The organism is Aliikangiella marina (assembly GCF_007004765.1).
Lineage (GTDB): Bacteria > Pseudomonadota > Gammaproteobacteria > Enterobacterales > Kangiellaceae > Aliikangiella > Aliikangiella marina.
The window spans coordinates 488,421-510,563 of the sequence record NZ_VIKR01000003.1 but is presented as its reverse complement, the minus strand read 5'-3'; the positions used below and the strand labels follow the sequence as shown (position 1 = coordinate 510,563).

At 42.8% G+C, this 22,143-nt stretch carries 25 protein-coding genes; 9 read left to right on the top strand and 16 right to left on the bottom strand.

All coding sequences use genetic code 11. The features are described 5' to 3' along the window. Nucleotides 1-6 precede the first annotated feature (6 nt). The 5 genes from FLL45_RS14185 to pilG all read right to left on the bottom strand — a co-directional run bounded on the left by FLL45_RS14185 (nt 7) and on the right by pilG (nt 4,392). Entirely contained in the window at nt 7-885 is an 879-nt protein-coding gene (locus FLL45_RS14185; RefSeq protein WP_142942712.1) for a CheR family methyltransferase, read from the bottom strand. A gap of 10 nt (nt 886-895) precedes the next feature. Further along, the gene (locus tag FLL45_RS14180; RefSeq protein ID WP_142942711.1) at nt 896-2,959 is read right to left on the bottom strand and encodes a methyl-accepting chemotaxis protein; all 2,064 of its coding nucleotides are present in this window, start codon (nt 2,957-2,959) and stop codon (nt 896-898) included. 49 nt (nt 2,960-3,008) lie between these two features. Beyond that, entirely contained in the window at nt 3,009-3,554 is a 546-nt protein-coding gene (locus tag FLL45_RS14175; protein ID WP_142942710.1) for a chemotaxis protein CheW, read from the bottom strand. 6 nt (nt 3,555-3,560) lie between these two features. Further along, nucleotides 3,561-3,926, bottom strand: a complete 366-nt coding sequence (locus tag FLL45_RS14170) for a response regulator transcription factor (RefSeq protein ID WP_142942709.1) — start codon at nt 3,924-3,926, stop codon at nt 3,561-3,563. 79 nt (nt 3,927-4,005) lie between these two features. Then, nucleotides 4,006-4,392: a twitching motility response regulator PilG gene (gene pilG / locus FLL45_RS14165; RefSeq protein ID WP_142942708.1), complete on the bottom strand. Its 387-nt coding sequence runs from the start codon at nt 4,390-4,392 to the stop codon at nt 4,006-4,008. A 338-nt stretch (nt 4,393-4,730) separates the two neighbouring features. On the opposite strand from pilG, the gene gshB reads away from it, so the two are divergent. From gshB to FLL45_RS14135, 6 genes are all read left to right on the top strand, one after another. Beyond that, on the top strand, nt 4,731-5,690 hold the full coding sequence (gshB, locus tag FLL45_RS14160) for a glutathione synthase (RefSeq protein ID WP_142942707.1): 960 nt from the start codon (nt 4,731-4,733) through the stop codon (nt 5,688-5,690). 12 nt (nt 5,691-5,702) lie between these two features. Further along, nucleotides 5,703-6,596, top strand: coding sequence for an energy transducer TonB (locus tag FLL45_RS14155; protein ID WP_142942706.1), 894 nt, complete (start codon nt 5,703-5,705; stop codon nt 6,594-6,596). 72 nt (nt 6,597-6,668) lie between these two features. After that, on the top strand, nt 6,669-7,229 hold the full coding sequence (locus FLL45_RS14150; protein ID WP_142942705.1) for a YqgE/AlgH family protein: 561 nt from the start codon (nt 6,669-6,671) through the stop codon (nt 7,227-7,229). After that, nucleotides 7,226-7,639, top strand: a complete 414-nt coding sequence (gene ruvX / locus FLL45_RS14145) for a Holliday junction resolvase RuvX (RefSeq protein WP_142942704.1) — start codon at nt 7,226-7,228, stop codon at nt 7,637-7,639. Before FLL45_RS14150 ends, ruvX begins: the two co-directional genes overlap by 4 nt. 97 nt (nt 7,640-7,736) lie before the next feature. Continuing rightward, a complete protein-coding gene (locus FLL45_RS14140) occupies nt 7,737-8,405 on the top strand; it encodes an Hpt domain-containing protein (protein ID WP_142942703.1) in 669 nt (222 codons plus the stop codon). A 12-nt stretch (nt 8,406-8,417) separates the two neighbouring features. Further along, nucleotides 8,418-9,542, top strand: coding sequence for a response regulator (locus tag FLL45_RS14135; RefSeq protein WP_142942702.1), 1,125 nt, complete (start codon nt 8,418-8,420; stop codon nt 9,540-9,542). Between the two features lie 72 nt (nt 9,543-9,614). Here FLL45_RS14135 and FLL45_RS14130 read toward each other — a convergent pair whose 3' ends face one another. The 4 genes from FLL45_RS14130 to FLL45_RS14115 all read right to left on the bottom strand — a co-directional run bounded on the left by FLL45_RS14130 (nt 9,615) and on the right by FLL45_RS14115 (nt 12,800). Further along, nucleotides 9,615-10,226, bottom strand: coding sequence for a peptidylprolyl isomerase (locus tag FLL45_RS14130; RefSeq protein ID WP_246075832.1), 612 nt, complete (start codon nt 10,224-10,226; stop codon nt 9,615-9,617). Nucleotides 10,227-10,274: 48 nt separating this feature from the next. Further along, nucleotides 10,275-11,156, bottom strand: a complete 882-nt coding sequence (locus tag FLL45_RS14125; protein WP_142942701.1) for a cation diffusion facilitator family transporter — start codon at nt 11,154-11,156, stop codon at nt 10,275-10,277. Between the two features lie 94 nt (nt 11,157-11,250). Further along, the gene (locus FLL45_RS14120) at nt 11,251-12,426 is read right to left on the bottom strand and encodes a MalY/PatB family protein (RefSeq protein ID WP_281282211.1); all 1,176 of its coding nucleotides are present in this window, start codon (nt 12,424-12,426) and stop codon (nt 11,251-11,253) included. Between the two features lie 23 nt (nt 12,427-12,449). Beyond that, nucleotides 12,450-12,800, bottom strand: a complete 351-nt coding sequence (locus FLL45_RS14115) for a VOC family protein (protein WP_142942699.1) — start codon at nt 12,798-12,800, stop codon at nt 12,450-12,452. Between the two features lie 141 nt (nt 12,801-12,941). Between FLL45_RS14115 and tsaA the strand changes: the two genes are divergently transcribed. Continuing rightward, nucleotides 12,942-13,643, top strand: a complete 702-nt coding sequence (gene tsaA, locus FLL45_RS14110) for a tRNA (N6-threonylcarbamoyladenosine(37)-N6)-methyltransferase TrmO (protein ID WP_142942698.1) — start codon at nt 12,942-12,944, stop codon at nt 13,641-13,643. Between the two features lie 62 nt (nt 13,644-13,705). Here the strand turns inward: tsaA and bamJ are convergent, their stop codons facing one another. After that, nucleotides 13,706-14,188, bottom strand: a complete 483-nt coding sequence (bamJ, locus tag FLL45_RS14105; RefSeq protein WP_246075831.1) for a BamJ family beta-barrel-assembly machinery protein — start codon at nt 14,186-14,188, stop codon at nt 13,706-13,708. Between the two features lie 258 nt (nt 14,189-14,446). Here bamJ and FLL45_RS14100 point away from each other — a divergent pair, with 258 nt between their 5' ends. Further along, on the top strand, nt 14,447-16,753 hold the full coding sequence (locus FLL45_RS14100) for a carbohydrate binding family 9 domain-containing protein (RefSeq protein ID WP_142942696.1): 2,307 nt from the start codon (nt 14,447-14,449) through the stop codon (nt 16,751-16,753). An 81-nt stretch (nt 16,754-16,834) separates the two neighbouring features. Here FLL45_RS14100 and FLL45_RS14095 read toward each other — a convergent pair whose 3' ends face one another. The 6 genes from FLL45_RS14095 to FLL45_RS14070 form a co-directional block, all read right to left on the bottom strand. Then, entirely contained in the window at nt 16,835-17,113 is a 279-nt protein-coding gene (locus tag FLL45_RS14095) for a zinc ribbon domain-containing protein (RefSeq protein ID WP_142942695.1), read from the bottom strand. 51 nt (nt 17,114-17,164) lie between these two features. Then, a complete protein-coding gene (locus tag FLL45_RS14090; RefSeq protein WP_142942694.1) occupies nt 17,165-17,572 on the bottom strand; it encodes a hypothetical protein in 408 nt (135 codons plus the stop codon). A gap of 298 nt (nt 17,573-17,870) precedes the next feature. Beyond that, nucleotides 17,871-18,452, bottom strand: coding sequence for a uracil-DNA glycosylase family protein (locus FLL45_RS14085; RefSeq protein WP_142942693.1), 582 nt, complete (start codon nt 18,450-18,452; stop codon nt 17,871-17,873). 23 nt (nt 18,453-18,475) lie between these two features. Next, entirely contained in the window at nt 18,476-19,321 is an 846-nt protein-coding gene (locus tag FLL45_RS14080; RefSeq protein WP_142942692.1) for a DUF6265 family protein, read from the bottom strand. 30 nt (nt 19,322-19,351) lie between these two features. Next, complete coding sequence (locus tag FLL45_RS14075; protein ID WP_142942691.1) at nt 19,352-19,654, bottom strand: putative signal transducing protein; 303 nt, start codon at nt 19,652-19,654, stop codon at nt 19,352-19,354. A 69-nt stretch (nt 19,655-19,723) separates the two neighbouring features. After that, nucleotides 19,724-20,344 (bottom strand): FMN-binding negative transcriptional regulator, encoded by a 621-nt coding sequence (locus FLL45_RS14070; protein ID WP_142942690.1) that lies wholly within the window; start codon nt 20,342-20,344, stop codon nt 19,724-19,726. Between the two features lie 260 nt (nt 20,345-20,604). Here FLL45_RS14070 and FLL45_RS14065 point away from each other — a divergent pair, with 260 nt between their 5' ends. Beyond that, nucleotides 20,605-22,134 (top strand): S41 family peptidase, encoded by a 1,530-nt coding sequence (locus tag FLL45_RS14065; RefSeq protein WP_185964466.1) that lies wholly within the window; start codon nt 20,605-20,607, stop codon nt 22,132-22,134. The last annotated feature ends 9 nt before the right edge of the window (nt 22,135-22,143 follow it).

Genomic DNA, 22,143 nt, shown 5'->3' with positions numbered 1-22,143 from the left:
GTAGTGTTATGTATTGTCTTTGCGCAAATACGCCAAACAATGTTTATTATCTACCCTGGTCAGCTCGTGGTTTTCAAAATGTGTGACTTCTCCATGTCCTAATACAAGTAGCCCGCCGGGTTTTAACCGCGTTGCTAGTTGCTCAACCACCTTTTGCTTCCGGTCCTGCTTGAAATAAATCAATACATTCTGACAATAGATAACGTCGTACTCCTGTTTTAATTTTGAGTTGAGCTCTAATATATTGCTCTGAATAAAACAGGTTCTTTGTCTAATATTGTCTTTAATCTGATAGTGCTCATCGGCCAATCGATTAAAGTAAACATTCTTTGTCACTTGCGGAACAAAATCGAGCTGTCTTGCCGCATAAATTCCTTCTCTGGCTACTGCCAAAGACGGATAGCTGATATCTACACCTGCAACCCCAAAGTAAACCGTTTTACCACATGCTTCTTTGAGCCCCAGATTTAACTTGTCCATTTCAATGGCCAAGGTGTACGCTTCTTCACCAGTCGAGCAACCTACACTCCAAATTTGAAAGTGTTGTGGTTTATCGGGCGCACTTTGGAATTTTTCTAATGCCCTGTTTCGACAATAACTCGTTACAACTTTGAGTGAAGGTGTTTCCCTGTAAAAACAAGTTTCGTGAACTGTGAGCGAATCGACCAGCGATGCCCAATCAAGTACCGATACAGCTCCCGAGGCTAACTTCGTATATAGCTCGTTGTAATCGCTTATCTCTTTATCTCTCATATGCCGCGATAACGCAGCTATGAGGAACGCCTTTCGGCTTTCTGGTAACCAAAGCCCGGTACGTTTTTCTAAGAGTGCTTGCCAAAGGACAAACTGCTCCGAATCCATATCGGGCATATTAAAAGCCGTCATGAAATACTTACTACGCTTCCTCAGGTAATTTGAAACCAGCAATTGAGTTATTCAGCTCGTCAGCTAGCTCTGCTAATTTACCGATAGAGTTCGCCGTATTTTGCGTACCCTCAGAGGTTTGGTTTGTGATTTCCTGGATGACGTTCATCGTATTGGATACATGGCCTGCAGACGCTGCTTGTTGACGCGCAGCATTCGAAATGTTTTGGATCAAGTCCGCCAAACTTTTCGATACTCGTTCAATTTCTTCCAGTGCAACACCCGCGTCTTGTGCTAGACGGGCTCCGTGTACCACCTCTGCAGTCGATGCTTCCATCGAAATAACCGCTTCGTTTGTATCTGTTTGGATGGTTTTTACCAGGGCTTCAATCTGCTTAGTCGCGTTACCGGAACGTTCCGCCAGTCGCTGTACCTCATCCGCAACAACCGCGAAACCACGACCGGCTTCACCCGCCATCGATGCCTGGATAGCAGCGTTAAGTGCCAGAATGTTCGTTTGGTCAGAGATGTCGTTGATCAGCGATACGATATCACCGATTTCTTGAGATGATTCACCCAGTCGCTTGATACGTTTCGATGTTTCTTGAATTTGCTCACGGATTGTATCCATACCGGTAATTGTATTTCGTACAACCTCACCACCTTTTTTCGCGATATCAACCGACTTTTCCGCAACCGTTGCTGATTCTGATGCGTTCGCAGATACCTGCTCGATGGACACCGCCATCTCATTGATCGCTGCCGAAGCTCCGGTAATTTCTTGTGCTTGATTGCGAGATGCTTGGGCTAATTCCATCGAAATGTTCTGGGTAGCATCTGTCGCATTGGCGAGTTTGACAACCGAGTCTTTGATCGTCGATACCAAGTTTCTCAATTGGTCAATGGTAAAGTTCATCGCATCGGCAATCGCTCCAGTGAAGTCCTCGGTTACCGTTGCATTCGTGGTCAGGTCACCATCTGCCAATCCTTCCATTTCGTCAAGGAGTCGGATGATTGCCTGTTGGTTTCTTTCGTTTTGTAATTTCTCTTGGTCACGAGCGCTACGTGCTCTTTCAGTACGACCACGGTCATCTTTACGTTGGCGAATATACAAAATGATAATCAGCATAACGATGAATCCACCAGCAACTCCAGACCATATCGGGTGACCAATCTGTTTGAAGTCTTCGCCTTGACGACCATAGGCATCTTGCAAGTTCTGAGTGAGTACCAGCATGCTGATTGCGTCCGCGAAAATTTCGTCTGATGCTCTGTGAACTTCAAACAGCTGCTCAGTGTTGCTGATTACGAATTCTACGTTTTGTTTTACATCGACATACTTAGCAGCGATTTCGTCGAGCGCTTGACGAGCCTCTGCGTTAGTTACTCGAGAGATACCAAGCATTTCATCTCCCTCAAGCATCCCGGTTAAAATCTCACCGAAAATATCCACGTCCTGACCGAAGTTCTCGGCCGCTAGGCTAGCACCATCACCACCAGAGAGAACCTCTTGGAATGAGCGATTGATTCTTTCTGCGTAAGTTAACTGACGAGTTGCATACATAACCTGTTGTGCGGACGCGCCAGAGTCAAGCAAGATGTCCTGTACCTTCTCAAATAAAAACTGCATCTGTGGCAGGTTTTCAGAGAGCAACCTTGCAATGTCGAATAATCCAACGACCGTTTCCTGACCCCGAGTTACGATGTCCGCATCGGCGTTCATCTTATTCCAAAGGTTACCCACTTTAGCAACCTGATCATTGCGAATAGCCGTCGGAGAAGGCGGCAGACCTGACGAGTCGTCACCGAAGTCCAGGTGGTTAAATTGCGCTTGGAATTCTTTGGTCGAATCAACCAGCGCGCTAAACGCTGCAGAGTTACCTTGCGATGCCTCTGAAGCGTTCTTTGCAACCTGCTGAGAAAGTACTCGCAGGTTACCTGCTTTAGTCAACCTTTCCTGATTATCAGTGCTGGTTTTTTGGCCCCAATACAGGTTCGCACCACCAGCAAAAATCATAAAGAATAAAATCCAGATAATACTGCCAGTATTGGAAGTATCGTCGCCTATTTGGTTTTTCTTGTCGTCTGCGCTCATAGTTCAATTCCTGAATGCATAATATGTTCCGAAAAATCCGTCGCTCAAATTACAACGCTACCTGGCGAAACGACGGAGTTTCTGCCAACGCTTTCAAGCTAAAAACACTCCACAGTTTTTCGCCTGAATAAAACCCACCTTTGAGGTAGGGTTGCATGACTTCATCATGCAAGGGGACATCCTGGACCCACTCTTCATCTTCATAGTGATTCAACCCGAGAACTTCATCGACTACGACGCCACAATGAATGTCATTGTGATTAACAACGAGCAGACGCTGACGTCTAAGCGCTGGAGGCGCCTTTCGTCCAAGAAAACCATGAAGATCCATAATTGGTAATAGCGTTCCGCGGATATTCGCTAAACCACGTACCCAGCTTTTTGCACCAGGCACCTTGGTATAGGGCGGAATAGAGATAATTTCTGCGACCTCATTAAGTCTAACGATATAGTCATTGCCAGCCATACGAAAACCGACTCCGGTCCACAATCGACTGAGGTCTTCCTCGCGAGGTGACATGGAAGCACTTTCAAAACTGCGCTTCTCAATACTTTGGAGAAATTCGAATGCTTGTAAGTCGGTATTGTCGCTCATAAATGCCTAGCGTCCTAATATCGCTTGGATAGTGTTAATCAAGTTTCCTTCATCGACGGGCTTAGTGAGGTAGTCTTTTGCGCCTTGGCGCATCCCCCATATTTTGTCGGTCTCTTGATCTTTGGTCGTTACTATCACAACCGGGATGTGAGAAGTCGTCGGCTCTTTCTTCAATTGACGAGTCGCTTGGAAACCGTTTAGTCCTGGCATAACCACATCCATCAAAATTAGGTCAGGCAACTCTGCCTTTGCGACTTCAACACCAGACTCTCCGCTATCAGCTGTGACAATTTGATAACCATTAGACTCTAGGATAGTTGATAAAACGTGAATTTCTGTTGGCGAATCATCAACAATTAAAATTTTAGACATTTTTTTTATTTCCCCCGTGTAGCTTTGTCTTAGTCGTTAGCGACAAAGCTAGACTTGTAAATCTTAGTATAATGAATCACTAAGCAGCGGTTACATGTTGTGTAATCGCGCCTAATAATTCGTCTCGGCTAAAAGGTTTAGTAAGATATTGATCGGAACCGACAATTCGTCCTTTCGCTCGGTCAAATAAACCATCTTTACTCGACAGCATTATGACCGGTGTATCTTGGAAGTCTTTGTTGTTCTTGATTAACGCGCAGGTTTGGTAACCGTCCAGGCGAGGCATCATGATATCAACAAAAATGATATTGGGTTTGTGATCCGCAATCTTGGCGAGTGCATCAAAGCCGTCAACTGCGGTTACGACTTCGCAGCCAACCTTCTTCAGTAACGTTTCAGCAGTCCGACGAATCGTCTTACTATCGTCGATCACCATTGCTTTGAGACCCTGAAAGCTATTTTCCATTAATCTTATCCTCATGCGGCGCAAATTGGGCGCCATCGATTCAAATTGATATTAAAATTGGACTAAAACTCGAACCACTTTTAACACAAAAAACAACGCTATTCCACTGAGTTCTGTACTAAATGCATGTCTGTCGCCAAGGCTTTTATTATCATGGTAGCTTAAAAAAGAAAACTATAAGAATCAAGCTTTTGTAAGACAAGATAACTACTTAACTTTAAAAAAACAACCTAAACCATTGATATTCATAGATATTTGCTTGATTTTGTTATTCAACTATCTATAATGACGCAACAATAGTACTCTTCCGGTAATCCCTAGTATAGACGAGAAATCAAATGTCGTTGAAAATTGCGATAATCATGGACCCTATCAGCCAGATAAACATCAAAAAAGATAGCAGTTTTGCCATGCTTTTAGCTGCTCAGGCCAGAAACCACGAGCTTTACTATCTGGAACAAGGAGACCTGTTTTTATCTCATAACACTGTAAAAGTCCATGCCAAAAAACTGGTTGTGGAAGATAATTCACAAAACTGGTTTCAATTAGCCGACACAGAGACATTCGATGGAGCAGAGCTGGATGTCGTGTTGATGCGCAAAGATCCTCCCTTTGACATGGAGTTCGTCTACTCCACCTATTTACTGCAACTTTTACAAGAGCGTGGCGTTCTAGTCGTCAATAACCCTCAAAGCATTCGTGATGCAAACGAAAAGCTATTTACGGCTTGGTTTCCCCAGTGCTGTCCGCCGACGCTTGTTAGTAGAAATGAGCAAGACTTTCGTGACTTTCTTGGCGAACATGGCGACATTATTCTCAAACCACTTGATGGCATGGGTGGCTCGTCAATTTTTCGCGTCCAAGAAAATGATCCCAATATCGGCGTTATCATCGAGACCTTAACCCAATATGGTCATCAAACCGCAATGGCGCAGCGTTTTATTCCTGAGATAACCACCGGGGACAAACGCATTTTGATGGTGGATGGTGAACCAATTCCCTATTGCTTAGCGAGAATCCCAGCCCAAGGAGAAACTCGAGGAAATCTCGCTGCAGGCGGTCGCGGCGAGGCAAGACCGTTAACAGAAAAAGACCTTTGGATCGCCTCGCAAGTTGGCCCAACGCTAAAAGAAAAGGGCTTGATATTTGTCGGGCTAGATGTGATCGGCGAATACTTAACTGAGATTAACGTCACCAGCCCTACCTGTATAAAAGAAATTGATGCCGCTTTTGATACTAAGATCGCAGAAAAATTAATCATTGCGATAGAAAATAAGCGAGCGATAGCCAGTAGTTAGGACCATCCATCAATGCAAAATACCCAAGGTGTTATTGACGACAATACTCAACCTAAAATTAGCCAAAACGACAAAGTCGCGTTTTGTGCATTTTTGGCGATCGCGTTTCATGGCATGTTACTCTTTGGCATTGGTTTCACCTTGCCCGAGTTATCCAGCAGTCAATACGAAAAAACATTTAGTGTTGTACTGGCCCAATTTGAAGCGGAAAAACGTCCTGAGAAAGCTGACTTTATCGGTCAGGCAGATCAAGAAGGCGGTGGAGAAAGTGAGCAATCACTAGCTCCAAGTGCTACGGAAATGGCTCAATTTAATGATCCAAACCAGGTCTCGTCTGAACCAATGCAAAAACAAAGCAGTTCGCAACAAACACTTCCCACGCCGGAAGTGCTGATGGCTGATGGCCAATTTGTTAATCGAGTTGTTCCAGATAAAAACCAGGAAGAGTCGGAAAAAATCCCCGATGCGGCCTCGCTTATCGACAAGAGTTACCAGCTTAGTGGGTTAATTGCTAATCTCGATAACCGCAATGTCAACCAAGCGCGAAAAGGTCGCAAACGGGCGGTATCCGCCTCAATTCATCGAGCAAGTGATGCCCTTTACTTGGATAGCTGGCGCCGAAAAATCGAACGAGTCGGTAATAACAACTACCCGGAACAAGCAAAAATTCAACAAATATTTGGCAACCTCACAATGAAAGTCGCTATCAATCGTGACGGTACAATCAATAAAGTTTCCATTATGGAGTCTTCTGGTAGCAAAGTTCTCGATGACGCAGCTCTAAGAATCGTCCGTTTGGCAGCCCCTTTTAAACCGCTAACTCGAGAAATGGCGGTTGATACGGATATATTGGAGATTATCCGTGTTTGGCAGTTTCAGCCTAATTACAGCCTACAAACTAATTAGTATTCCCTTATTTCCTGTAAAATGATGTAAAGCTGACTTGTATTTCCGCGTGTTAGCACCAACAATATACCTATGAGTAAGTTTCCCAGTCTAAAAAATCACTTATTGATCGCGATGCCCTCACTGCACGACATGAACTTTTCGCGCAGTGTCACGCTCTTATGTGAGCACAATGAGGACGGCGCCATGGGGATTGTTATCAACCACCCGCTCGATTTTTCGACCACAGAGCTACTTGAGCACATGGAAATCCCCTGTGAAGCCAACCGCAATATTAATCCTGTATTCGCTGGTGGCCCAGTGCAAGTCGACCGTGGTTTCGTTATTCATCGAGCAGAACAGCTTTGGAAGTCGAGCATAAAACTCGACAACAACATTTCGGTAACGACTTCGTCGGACATCTTGCATGCCATCGGTCGCCATGAAATTGATGATGAAGCATTTGTCGCCTTAGGCTATGCCGGTTGGGAAGCAGGACAACTTGAGCAAGAAATTTTAGAAAATGCTTGGTTAACTGTACCGGTTGATGCATCAATTATTTTTGAAACTGATATTGATAAGCGGTGGGAACGGTCGGCTGCGCTACTCGGTGTCGACATTAATAACTTATCAAGCTTTTCTGGACATTCATGAGCCAAATCCTCGCGTTCGACTTTGGCCTAGCTCGAATAGGTGTTGCCGTCGGACAGTCAATCACCCAAACTGCATCCCCGCTAGAAACGTTAAAGGCAAAAGACGGAGCACCTAACTGGCAGTTAGTCGAGAAACTGTTAACTCAATGGCAGCCCGAAAAAGTAATCGTCGGTGAGCCGTACAACATGGACGGTAGTGATCAAACGATTACTGAGCGAGCCCGTAAATTCGCCAATCAGTTACATGGGCGATTTGGTGTTCAAATTGAACTGGTCGATGAAAGACTGTCGAGCGCCGCGGCTCGAGAAGAAATCTTCGAATATGGCGGCTACAAAAAGCTTCAAAAATCACAGATCGACAGCATTGCTGCAGCATTAATTCTGGAGTCATGGTTCGCAGAAAATAATTAACCTAATTGCTGGTAATTTTAGCGAGTAAAGCTATGCTAATTAGGGGTAAGGTTCGAATTTCTACCAATAGAGATAAGGGTAATAAAGCCTTTCTCAGTTGAACATCACCCAAACACAGCTTATTCGTCACCTTAAGAAGTACCAACAAGTATTCATGACCGCATCGCAACTGAAAACGACTGATTTGCCAGGACTCGATATCGACAAGGCGCTAGTCCGTGTCGATAATAACGAAAACTTACTCATAGACTTACTCATCGATTTTTCGGACAACTATACAAATTCACCAGAGCAAATACTTGACTATCTATCTGCGCCTAATGAATTAGCATTAAAATCGCTAATAACCCTAACACACACGATTAAAGGGCTTAGTGCCGGCATAGGACTCCTTGAGTTATCTCACTTAGCCGCCAAGATCGAGGCTGCAGCGAAACAGCAAAATGACATTGAAATCCGTAATCTTCAACCAGACTTTAAGGCGGCTATGCAAATCGCTCAAAATACGATTAACACGGTTAAAACATTTAAAGCGCCAGACGCTGAAAAACGCGCATACACTGCAGAAGAACTGGCAACCCACCTTAAAACGTTGCAACAGCACATCGACAGCGACTTTAGCGTTGTTGATGAAACGCTCAAATTACTTGAAGAATTTAATTTTGACGAAGAATCTCTACTAAAATTTAAGGTGATTAAAAACAGCTGGAAAACCTTTGATACGTCAACAATGCGAGAATCGCTAAACGAGTGGCTAAATACATAATGGGTATTATCAATGACAAATAAAAAATCCATATTGATCGTCGACGACTCCCCCAGTGAAATCAGAATCATTATGGAAGTTTTAAAATCTGATTATGCGGTCGTTGCAACAACTAATGGAGAAGAAGCGCTCACCAAAATCGAAGAAAACAAACCTGATTTGGTGTTATTGGATGTCAATATGGAGCCGATGGACGGTTACGAAGTCTGCGAAAAAATTCGCGAAACCGATGAAGAACTGCCGGTCATATTTATCTCCTCCAACAACTCGACAGAAGAAATCCTCAAAGGCTTCCAAGTTGGTGGATTTGATTATCTCGTTAAGCCCATCGATCCTGTTATTTTGCCTAAAAAAATTATCACTTTACTTGAACAGCGAGATAAACATGAGTCAGTCGTCGAAGAAAAGCAGCTAACCTCTCAAATGGCCATGGACGCTCTGCGTAACGCCGGCGAGCTGGGCACAATTATCGACTTTATGAAAAAAGCAGTAACTATTAACACGTCCAACGAACTCGCCAACCTACTGCTCGAAGCGACTGATAGCATGCAGTTAAACTGCACCATATTGATTGAAAACTCACTGTCGAGCGTAAGCGTATCCAAAGCACAATCGGTCAACCCGCTTGAAACTGAACTCATGCAACGGGCACGCAATGCTAATGATAGGTTACTCGATTGTGGAAGACGGGTGTTCGCTCACTTCGAAAGTGTGGTGATTCTAGTAAAAAACATGCCAGATGATGCTTCATTACGCGGCCGTTTATTAGACCATATTTTGATTATGGCGGAATGTGCTCATGGCCTTAATATGAAATGTGAACAGGAGGCAATTGCAGTTGATCAGCGAACAACTCGCATTCGAGAGTCGTTACGTGAAGCGCTCGGTACCATCAAAGAAATTCAGGACTTTCAAACAACCCACAAAGAGTCTAGTCAATCAATTATGGATAAGCTGTTGATTGACGTTGAAGAACAGTTTTTTACTATGGGACTAACTGAAGAGCAAGAAAACATGCTCATGGATCTTTTAACCGCGCGCTCCAAAGAATCTTTAGAGCATTTTGAAAAAGGTCTAGAAGTTGATGAACAAATGAGAAATATTGCAAAAAACCTATCGCAAATAGCCAAGCTCTAAGCAAACAAGCCAATCGAAAAAAAGCTATACATCAGAGAATAGTAGCGAGCGATTAACCGCCAGAGATGTTGCTTATTCCTCTGGCATTATCGTCACTTTTTTAAGCAATACTTCTTTAACAGGAACATCTTCCCAACCCAACTCAGGATGAACGTGAGTCTGAGTGTTGGAAATTGCATCGAGAACCTCAGTCCCCTCCATGACTACACCAAATACGGTATAACCCCAATCTTTGCCGGGATCCAACCCTGGGTTATCTCCCATATTAAAATAAAACTGACTGGTTGCTGAATGTGGCTCTTTCTCTCTGGCCATTGCGATAGTATAAAGTTGATTTTTTAATCCATTACCAGACTCATTATAGATCGGAGGCAATTGTTCTCGCTCGGCGTAGAAAAGGTCATAACCGCCACCTTGGACCACAAAATCTTTTACTACACGGTGGAAGATCGTATTGTCATAGGTGCCTTTGGACGCGTAAGCTAAAAAGTTATTGACTGTAATCGGTGCTTTTATCCTATCCAACTCAACAATTATCGTTCCACCAGCAGTTTCAAACTTAATCTTAGGAAACAAATTATCCGGTTGAATGTTCTCGCCGACTTTGTTTACTTCCTGCGCCAATGTAACGCCCATGAACAGGCCCAGAGTAATGAGACCGAAAAAATAGGAAATCTTTTTCAAATTCTTACCTTAATAGTATCGCTCAATTAGCTCTCTATTTTAAGGCCGTTATTGGTTGGGTTCAACGTGAATTGATATATCAGAAACAGCGAATTCTCGCTCAACGAGCAACTCTATTTGATCGCAGATTTGGTGAGCTTGCTCGGTGGTTAATTCAGGCTTGACTAGAATCACCATATCAATCGAAGCATCATTACCAATCCAACGCGAACGCACTCTGCTTACTGCCTCAACGCCGTCGATAGCAACGGCAACCTCAATTAGCGCTTCTGGTTCAATGGCATAACCATCAACTAGAACCGGAGTCACTTTCTTTAACAGGTTGTAAGCTAAATATAAAATAAATAATCCAACCCCAATTGCGCAAAGTTGATCTAACCAAAGATATCCCATTGATGCTAATTGCCATCCCACAATGACAATAATCGTTGTTAACACGTCGGCAAATGTATGACTAGCGTCTGCTTGAAGTAGATGGGAGCCTAACCGATTAGCCCACATACGCTGCCAACTCGCTAACCCGATATTTATGATTAAAACGCCTGCCATCAGCATCATTTCGATTGGCGAGCTAACAATGTCGGTGTGCTCTCGGCGAAAAGAATGAAGAATTAATTCGAATGCCAATAAAATAAGCAAAACCGCAAGTCCGAGCACGGCTAATGTCTCAAATTTGCGATGGCCATAAGGGTGTTCTCTATCGGCAGGTTTAGTTGAGTGTTTTACGACTCCCCAAACAACAAAGTTATTTGCCACATCAGTCAGAGAGTGCAATGCATCGCTCAATATCGCCATAGAACCAGTGCTCAGTCCTGCAATAACCTTAGCAATTAATACTAAAACGTTTGCACTGCCCTCAACCAAGATGACTTGTTGTACTTTCTTGTCTACTAAAACTTTGTTCTTTTTGTCGCTATGCGTGGCTTTCATAGTCTCTTCAGCTGGTGAGGTATAAAAAATCAATGAGTTAATTTTACCCTTAAATCAATCACAAGCTACTTAACCTTGATCAATCTTGAAATGCTTAAATGAGATTTTTAAGAACAAAAGCCGCTCTAATCTGGTCTAGCGCTTTTTGCAGTAAACGACTAGAGCACGCTAAGTTTATTCGAAAAAAGCCACTTCCCGCGTCTCCAAACATTTTTCCATCATACAAACCCACGCCCGCATCTCTAACAAAAATTTCAGCCAGCGCTTCATGATTAACGTTGAGCGCATTAAAGTCCAACCACGCTAAATAAGTCCCCTCGGCTTCGCACACCGTAACGCCGGGTAATTGTTGGTTTACAAAATCGACGAGCATTTCTCGATTTTTCTGCAAGTAGTTACGGAGTGTATCCAACCATTCGTGGGCTGACTCATAGGCTGCCTGCATTGCAGTTGCCGACATCACATTGTCCAAGTTAAGTTGAGCGGTATTGATTGCCCATTGAATTTTTGTTCTCAGTTCTGGTTCGTCGCAAATCAAGGTTGACTGGGAAAGTGCAGCTAAGTTAAAAGTCTTGCAAGAAGAAATTAAGGTGACGCTTGAAGGCCGTTTACACTTCGGTAATCGATTAAAATGAAAATGAGTAATTTTAGGTAATGTTAAATCTGCATGGACTTCATCACTGATAACCATAACGTTATGTCGGCGACATAACTCTGCTATCCTCAGTAACTCATCTTCTCGCCACACTCGACCGGTCGGGTTATGAGGACTGCAGAAGATTAGCATTTTCGTCTTCTTGTTAAAGCATGACTCAAAATTTTCCCAATCTATTTCGAAGCGATTATCAATTTTTATTAATGGACTCGTCACTAACTTTCGTTGATTTTGTTTAACGATATTCATCAGCGGCGGATATGCTGGAGTATGAACAATGATCTCGTCATCTGGCTGAGTAAATAAGTTCACCAAACAATTAATAGCAGCCACCGTACCCGGCGGGTAAAAGAGCAATTCGCGGCGAGAGACTGTCCAATTATAACGCTGGTTCAGCCAGTTAATTATGGCATTGGTATATGCTTCGGTGCGATAACTGTACCCAAAAACGGGATGAGTAAGCCGCTTGGCAAGTGCCTCTGAAATAGGTTCTGCTATCGCGAAATCCATGTCGGCAATCCATAATGGTATTACATCTGCACGACCGAATTTTATGATATTTCGATCCCACTTAATTGAATCCGAATTGACGCGCTCAGGTGGATTATCAAAGATTTTAAAATTATGTGTCTCGATAATTATTCACTCCAAACAGCAAATTCATTGCCATTAACGTCAAGAAAATGAAACCTTCGACCACCAGGAAAGCTAAAGATCGGCTTGCTGATTTCTCCGCCGGCTTGCTCGATTCTTGTTTGGGTTGTGGCTAAATCCTCAGAATATAAAACGATCAACGCAGAGCCACTTTCCGCTCGCATTTGGTTGTCACTGATATAAAAGCCCGCATCAATACCAGCGTCGTTAATCGCACAATACTCCTCGCCATAGTCTGTAAAACTCCAACCAAACACTTGCTCAAAAAAGGCTTTGGTTTTGGCAATATTGCTCACCTGAAACTCAATATAATTTATTTTATTATGATTACTCATGAGCACCTTCTCCTTGAATAAAATGAGTCATGTTTTAAGCTTAACTGATGGTTGCCTAGAGTCTCTAGATTAACCCAAAACTAACTCTACTAAAACATTCTCAAAACAAGTAGACTACTTTTTTTTAAATTAATAATTCGTATGCATTTTCAATTCGATACTATCGGAGTCGTTCACTCCCCTTTTAAACAAAAGTTTGCAATCCCTCGGCAACCCGGATTGAGTAATGCGAAAGCCTCGATTGAGATGTTAGCGCCTTATAATGACCCGCAAGCGCTGCTAGGTATCGAACAATTTAGTCACCTTTGGCTGAGTTTTATTTTTCATCAAAACATAAGCAAAGGTTGGTCTCCGTTAGTACGTCCACCACGATTAGGTGGCAATCAGAAAATCGGCGTCTTCGCAACACGAAGTAGCTTTCGCCCCAATCCGGTTGGGCTCTCTGTTGTTAGATTTGAGCGGCTCAGACAATCGGATGAACAATTGTTTATTGATATCGAGGGAGTCGATTTGCTCGATCAAACACCAATCATCGATATCAAACCCTATATTCCTTATGCCGACAGCTTAAGCGATGCTACCGGAGGCTTCGCTCATGATTCACCGAGTCCATTGCTTTCCGTTATTTTTTCAGCTGAAGCACAATCTCAACTGGACCGTTTTGAACAGCGATACCCCGATCTGAGGAAGTTAATTGACCAAGTACTCAGCCAGGATCCACGCCCGGCTTATAAGAAAGATAAGATTGATAATAAGGTATATGCGGTTTCATTGTATGATTTTGATATCCGCTGGCAAGTTGATAATAGCACCTGCCAAGTCCTGGAAATTCTCAAGTTATAAAGTCTCTACGCTGTCGGTTTGACTCAATCGGTGTAGCTTTATTATTGTCGCCTATTGTTCGGCTACTTAATTGCCACCAATTCAACTTCGAAAATTAGGGTGGCATAAGGCGGGATAGTGCTACCTTTTCCTCGCTCCCCATACGCCAAATTATAAGGAATAGTGAACTTATACTTACTGCCGACAGGCATTAATTGCAGCCCTTCAGTCCAACCTTTAATGACTCGGTTTAATGGAAAGCTAATCGTATTGCCCCTTTTGTAGGAGCTATCAAATTCCTCACCATTAATAAGCGTCCCCACGTAGTGGACTTCCACAGTATCCGATGCGCTCGGCTTGATCCCATCACCATTAACTAATACTTGGTATTGCAGTCCAGACTCGGTGACAGTTACTCCGCTGACTGACTTGTTTTTGGCAAGATACGCTTGCCCCTCCGCTTTTAATTTTTGCAACTGATTGTTTGGAACTGGTTGCTCGCACGCTTGCAAAACAATTATTGAAGTGATGAGAAAAAACGCTCGTAAAGTTTTTAAGTTGCTCATATTAAGAAGACTCGCAAGGTTAACTATCATCAGGATGATACTTAGAGACGCATATAGTAGCAGTCCTTTTTGGGTTTCTAAAGCCGAACTTGCTTAAGTGGTCCGATGTTTTAGGTGCCACTATCTGGACGCTTTGGTTTTACGTACTGGTGTTCTATCAATTGGTTTACATACTAACAATCTGAAACAATATTCCGTTTCAGTTTTAGACACTCTTTGACTATAGTCTGGGCAGTTTTAATTGGGGATAACTATCGAATGACGCGATCACGCAGTACTTTTGCATTCTGTGTTCACAGTCTTATTTTGCTTTTATGTTTGACGGAGACGACAAACGCACAAGAGATCAACCTGAAACGACAAATCAACATCTATGAACTTCCTCACCTTGAAGTTGAAATTGATATCGATGCGGATCTAACAGAAGACGTTTGGAAACAAGCACTTAAAATCGATCTCAATTATGAAACTGACCCTGGCGAAAATACCACTCCGCTCGCCAGAACAGAAGCCTACTTATTTGAAAATGGTGACGCGATCCATATCGGCTTTATTGCCTATGATAACGACCCGGAGTCTATTCGAGACTATTTGACTGATCGCGACAAGATTTGGGAAAGCGATTTTGTCGGAATTAAATTTGATACTTTTGGTGAAAAACGTAAAGCGTTCCAGTTTTTTGTTAATGCGCTCGGTATTCAAGCCGATGCGACTCAGGAGGATTTTCGTGGTGACGACTCTAACTGGGATGCACTGTGGGATAGCGCAGGTAAGATAACCGACTTTGGCTATGTCGTCGAAATGGCGATCCCGTTCAAATCACTTCGTTTTCCACAGAGCTCCGAGCCTCAAGAATGGGGGTTTGAAATATTAAGGTTCTATCCACGCGCATTTCGTCATCGGTTCGCCAACACGCCTGTTGATCGCAATATCTCTTGTCGGGTTTGTCAATTTGACCGCTTACGCGGGTTTGCTAACGCTAAGCCTTCTGAAAGCCTACAATTCACGCCCACTTTAGTTATCGGTCAAACCGAAAGTCGCGAAGATGCGTTCTCTCCTTGGGAGGACAGCGGAATCGACAATGAAGTTGGTTTAGACTTTCGCTGGGGAATAACCCAAGACATCATACTAAACGCGACGCTAAACCCTGACTTTTCACAGGTTGAAGCCGACGCGGCTCAACTTGATGTCAACAATACTGACTCATTATTTTTAGAAGAGAAAAGGCCTTTCTTTCTCGATGGACGAGATTACTTTAATACCCTACGTAATTTGGTTTATACCCGCAATATTGCCGCCCCCGACTATGGCGTTAAAGTCACTGGTCAGTCGAACGGTCACAGCTTTGGGGCTTTCGTAGTAAATGACGAAACCACCCAGATGATAATACCAGGTCGCCTTGGTTCAAGTTCATACTCATTTGATGAAGCCCTTGGTGATACCTCGAGTGAGAACCAAGTACTTCGCTATTCTTATGATTTCGGCAATAAAAATACCGCTGGGTTGATGTACACCCATCGTTCCGCTGACAACTATGATAACCGTACCTTTTCTTTTGATGGAAACTACTGGTTAGATGAGTTTAATTCAGTCTCGCTACAATACATTGCCACTGACACCGAAAGCCCGGCGCAAATGGTTGACGCGTTTGCAGACGAAACCGATCTTATCGTCGACCCAACGATGAGTGGTGATTTATTAGTCGCTGAGTATAAATATCGATCTCGTAACTGGTGGGCTGATTTTAGTTATCTGGATATTGACGAAGGGTTCAGAGCTGACTTGGGTTTTATCCGCCGTAGCGATTTCAACAAATGGGTTATCGGTGGCGGTCATCGATGGTTCCCAGATAATGGGAATAATGGATGGACTCGCATAGCGCTGAGTGGTGACTATGACCGAACCGAGGATCAATCTGGTGAACTTCTCGAGGAAGAATTAGAGATGCGTTTTGCGGTTAATGGTGCCTATCAATCTGAATTTCGCGCAGGCGCAGGCATCAGAGATCGACTTTGGTATGCACTAGACAATGGCGATCTCAACCCCGAATTGTACCGCGAGAATTTCCACTATATGCGCGGCCAGTTCAGACCAATTGGCGAACTTGAATTAGAATTGTTTACTGAGTGGGGAGATAAGGTTGACGTTGACAATTATCGTATTGGTGAACAATTTAGACTTCGCCCGGAGATAGAATGGCAAATCAACACTCACTGGTTAACTCGCTTAGAATATAACTTTGTCGATTTTGACGCCGCAGGTGCATCACTGTTTCGCGCGAAGATAATCAATTATCGCTTAACTTATCAGTTTGATGTCCGCAGCTTTTTGCGCTTTACATTGCAACGCACCGATGTCAGTCAAAACCAAGCCAATTATATCGATGACGTCGATGCTGAGTATAAATCGCAGAGCATGCAATTACTCTATTCGTACAAAGTTAATCCGCAAACACTATTTTTTGCCGGATATTCAGATGGTGGATTTCAAGATGATACGGTTTCATCGATTGAAAAAACTGACCGCGCAGTATTTATGAAGTTTTCTTACGCTTGGCAACTTTAACAAGCTTATGGCGTAATTAGTTTTTGTAGCGTTCAATATTGACGGAGATACAGAATTAAGCGAGCGATAAAAATTTTTGTTTTATCGCCAGCGCTTGAGGGTTGGGATAAAGTCATTCGCCAGCTGTGTCGCTTGATCAACAGGCATCCCTAGCTCACAAGTCATATTGTCAACAGAACTTGCTATCATCTCTGCGAGGGTCTGGTTTGGATTGACAAAGTGACCCGATTGATAGCATATGCTACAGAATTCGAAATTACTTGCTCCGTCCGCTTCCGTTCCAAAATTGCCAAATTCAGCACTCATAGGCATCCCGCAACTTTGGCATCGTGTAATTTCCTTATTTATCTTTTCTGACACTCAATCACCATTTTTGAACGTTTAATTTATTTACATTAAGTACAATGATTCTCACGGCGCTTTCTTTTGAAGTTCTGTTTCAATACCTTTTTTGTACCATTGAAAAGCATCCTCTAGCTGATAAAAGGTATCGGTTTTCCACACTAACCCTTCGATTAGAACATCAAACAATGAAGCTCTAGCCAACCCTGATTCATTATCGGGTACAACACTCGCATTCCATACGAGCGGATACGATTTTGACAATGCATAAATATAAGCTGCAAGTTCGCGAATATCTTCAGGAGAAATGTCAGCATTTTCTATATCAGTCCAATCACCGATAATAAAACGAACCTTCTCCATTCGATGGTCTGATCCAATCTCGTGAGCTGCTTTTATAAGCTCAGCGCCATCCACAGTCCCCAAGTACTGAGTATGCAGTATTTCGTCTGAGAGCCAATTATGTTTTACAGCCATTAAATTCCTGAAAAAATAAAATTAAAAAAATCATGCATGCTATGCAGGTACAAAAACGAGCAAGCTTAATTTTCAGCAATCAATAACAACGCACTCATCAAATCGGTATCTTTAATTTTCGCTAAAATAATTGAGGTCACTAACTCGTACTACCCAAAAAACCCGTACTACCGAAAAAAAAACCTGTACTAACCAATAAAAACCAGTACGACTTGATAAAAACCTAAATGACTAAATAAAATTTGCGGAATAATCGCCAATATCGCGAAGCCATTTTATTACTCTGCCTATCCATATATTAGACTAATTTATGGATAGATTCACGTAAATAGGGCAACACAGAGGCCGTAAACCAATCATTGCGTTTCAGCCAAATATTGTTTCTTGGGCTGGGATGAGGCAGCGGTAAATAACGAGGTAAATACTCTCGCCATGCCCGAACAGTTTCGGTTAAATTTTTCTTGCGCGACGCCCCCAAGTAAAACGCTTGTGCATACTGACCGATAGGTAAAATTAGTTCAACGTTGGGCAGTAGACTGAATAAGCGATGATGCCATGTTTGCGAACACTCAGGTCTTGGCGGTAAGTCTCCACTTTTTCCTCTTCCAGGATAACAAAAACCCATTGGTACGATGGCGATTTTCGATTGATCGTAAAACTGCGCATGACTAACTCCCATCCAATCACGCAACCGCTCACCACTGGGATCGTTAAATGGTATCGAGGTTTTATGAACTGCTGTTCCTGGGGCTTGTCCGGCAATTAATATTTTCGCAGAAGGGGCCGCCCGCAACACGGGGTTAGCGCCTAACGGTAGGTGTTCCTCACATAAACGACAAGCCTTGATCTCGCTAAGTAGTTTTGCTAATTCTGTTTGCATACTATATTTAAGCTACTCACGCGTTAATCATTGATAACGCCACACTTTTGCGCTGGAAAGTACCAAACGTTTTTAATAAGAAGCCCTTCCAACTCGTAAACGACTGCAGCGCACTGATGCTTTAATTGACCCTGACTTATCCATGAGGCTCTCTCTATGCCATTAATAAACGCGCCATTTTGGGTGACACTCTCTAACTTTGAAGTTGTTTGACTTTTCCCTTCAAAATAGCCTTTCATTGCCTCTCGTAGTGCTTTTTTACTCGCAGCCTCTACAGTGACATTATTATTTTTAATACTCATCCAACGTATTTTATCATGAGCAAAGGCCAGCATTTCGGCGAGTGATTTTCGGTTATAAGCGAGAATAAACTCATTAACGACGTCAAGATTAGCGACGGGCTTCGCGCGCTGATAACTTAACTGGAAGCCTTGCGAGTTTTTGCCACTCACATTGACATTGACTTTTACATTCGACTCTCGTTGATACTCTATGATGTTAGGAAAATCATGCACTAAGTTTTCAAACTTGAGTCTATCGTTATCACAATGGATCAATTTAAACGCAACTGGTAATTGATTTTGAGGTGTTTTCGCTAGATAGAAAATACTTCCTGACATCTCAACGATTCTCAATGTTTCAATAAAAGACGTTCGCGTAGTACCCAATTTTTGAGTGGTACTTGTGCCTGCTCGATTTCGAGCGTCGACAATTTGCCAGCTCTCTCTGATAAGGTTGCCATTACTGACAGTCTCCCATTGACCTAACAGCCAATCTACTTGGTCAATCGTCGAACATTCTTTCGCCCAACTCCATGGCGATATAAAAGCCAGAAAAATTATTAAGAGCGATTGTTTTTTACCCGTCATCTTTTAACTGTCCCTTCTAATAACACTTGTTTAACTCGGCTCTGACTGGCAATTCCAACAGAAATCAAAAGCAGCCCCATTATTCTCTCCGCAGTCAACACACAGCCAATCTTTGCCTGTATTCTCCGTTGAGTTAGCGACAATAGATGCCGCGCGCTCATAATCATTAACATCTTTAACCCATAGCTCTATCCAACTATCGAAAGGTGAAATTTCGCCAATTGCACTAGATGCAAATTCATTTTTGAGCATAACATCGATATTATGAGCTTCTAGTATATTTTTTATATTAGTAGCCACTAAGCGATTTTCGTGAGCAAAGACTTTCTTCATACCATTCCTTTTTTAAGGCGATTGATAAACGATTCCAAGAGTGTTTTGGAAGTTTTAAACAGCACTTTTTTATCTTTGAAGATCGCTTGCTTTTTGCATTAACGTTAAGATTTTTTGAGAATTTTCATCATTCATTTTTGAGAGTCCCTCTGTTAACTCATTGAGTTCTTCGCTTGTTTTATTTTGACTGAGCTTGACCTTTGCCTCAATTGAATCAATAGAAATCTTGAGCCCAACTATCGCCTTTCGCATTGCAGTAAATTTTCTTGGTTCCATCTTTGCTATCGTCCACGGTCTTTCAAACTGCGCTTCATGTTGCTGACTCAAATTTTCTAACAGCTCAATGAGTTGTTCATCGTCGATTATTGTAGCCGTCCCCGAAACCTGTATGCTTACATAATTCCAAGTCGGCACGGTATTAGGGTTTGAGGACCATGAAGGCGAAATGTAACAGTCGGGTCCTTTGAATAGAACCTTCAGATCGTCCACTTTTTCTATAAATTTCCAATGATTATTCATTTTAGCCAAATGACATAACAAGAAATTATCTGAGTCATCAACTAAAAACGGCGCGTGATTGATTTCTAATTGATTGTTAAAACAAGTCACAATATCACCGAAACTATTCTGACGAATGAATTTTAATTGCGACTCTCGACTCTCAAGGTTGAAATGTTTTGGAATGTACATTGAAGCGGATTCTGTTGTTCGACTGACCGATAAGGTCGCTGTTAATGTTAAGTTACTGAATTTAATTCCTCAGACCAGTAATAACAAGCGAAAAATAGCTATACAAAGGCTTGCAGTAAGTAAATTTTTAACCTTTTGTTTTGTTTTACTTTGCTATATAACTATAGAAATAACTCTCGATTGTGAACTAAATCCCGCGTTTCTCGCTCCAATACAATAATGTAGCGTTGTAACGGCAGTAAATAATGGTAGGTAATTCAATGAAAAAACAACTTTCTTATTCGTTGATGGCTGTCGCATCGGCGGCTTTAATAGCGCTTTCTGGTTGCGGTGGTAGTGATGCTGTTCAGTGGAATGAGGGGGTGTTTGAATCATCTGAGGAATTCAAAAATCGATGTCAGGTTCCTCGTTCTGGCTCCGACATTTTGGGCAATACGTTTCCTGATGTTCAGGGTTCAACTTTGCTAGAAAATAACTGGTTACGTTCATGGAGTAATGAAACTTACCTGTGGTACAACGAAATTATTGATCAAAACCCCGCCAATTTTAGCGATACTGAGAGCTACTTTGACGTCCTAAAAACTCAGGAACTAACACCTAATGGCAACGCAAAAGATAACTTTCATTTTTCACAAAGCACCGAGAGCTACTTACAAAGAAGCCAATCAGGCGTTTCGTTCGGTTATGGTCTTCAATGGGCATTGATCAGCTCTACTCCACCGCGAGAACTCCGCGTAGCATTTAGTCAACCGAATGGTGCTGCCGCAGCTGTTAACCTGTTCCGCGGCGCTGAAGTTTTAGAGATTGATGGTGTCGATGTTATAAACGCGAATTCCGAATCTGATCTTGCAATTCTTAATGCCGGTATTAGTCCCTCTTCGGAAGGTGAGACTCACACTTTTCTTGTTCGTGATTTGGGCGCAACAGAAACTCGAACGGTGACAATGACTTCTGGAGCAGTCGCCGAATCGGCGATATTGGCCAACGATGTAATACAGACCAGTTCAGGTAATGTTGGATATGTGGTCTACAATACTTTCCAAGCTTTCTCTGAAGTTGAGTTGATCGACGCATTCAATCAACTTGAATCTCAAGATATCCAAGACCTAGTACTAGACCTGAGGTACAACGGCGGAGGTCGATTGTTTATTGCTAGTGAATTGGGATACATGATAGCTGGGCCTACTCAAACTGAAGGCCAAACGTTTGAACAAATAGTATATAACGACAAAATTGCCCCCGAAGACCCAGTGCCATTCTTCAGTCTTAGCGGAGCGGGAAATGCGACTCCTGGCGTCCCTCTTCCATCTCTCAACTTAAGTAGAGTATTCATCTTAACAACTGGAAGTACCTGTTCGGCAAGCGAAGCCGTGATCAATGGCTTACGCGGGATCGATGTTGAAGTTATATTAATTGGTGACACAACCTGTGGCAAACCATACGGTTTTTTCCCGACAGATAATTGTGGAACTACTTATTTTACTATTCAACTTACGGGAGTGAATGCCAAAGGTTTTGGCGAATATCCGGATGGATTTAGCCCTGAAAACACCCAAGGTTCTCTTGGCGTTGTGGTTCCAGGTTGCTCTGTTGCCGATGACTTCAATCACGCTTTCGGAGACCTCGACGAAGCACTTCTTAACCAAGCTCTTCAATTCCGAGAAACAGGAACCTGCAGTGCTCCAGCCATTGCTAAAAGCAACCTACAAACTGCCGAAAAACAAGCCAATGGCCTTGAAATCAAAGTCGACTCAGACCCTCTCGGCAAGATTATGATCCGCTCTAAATAGTGAGTATCC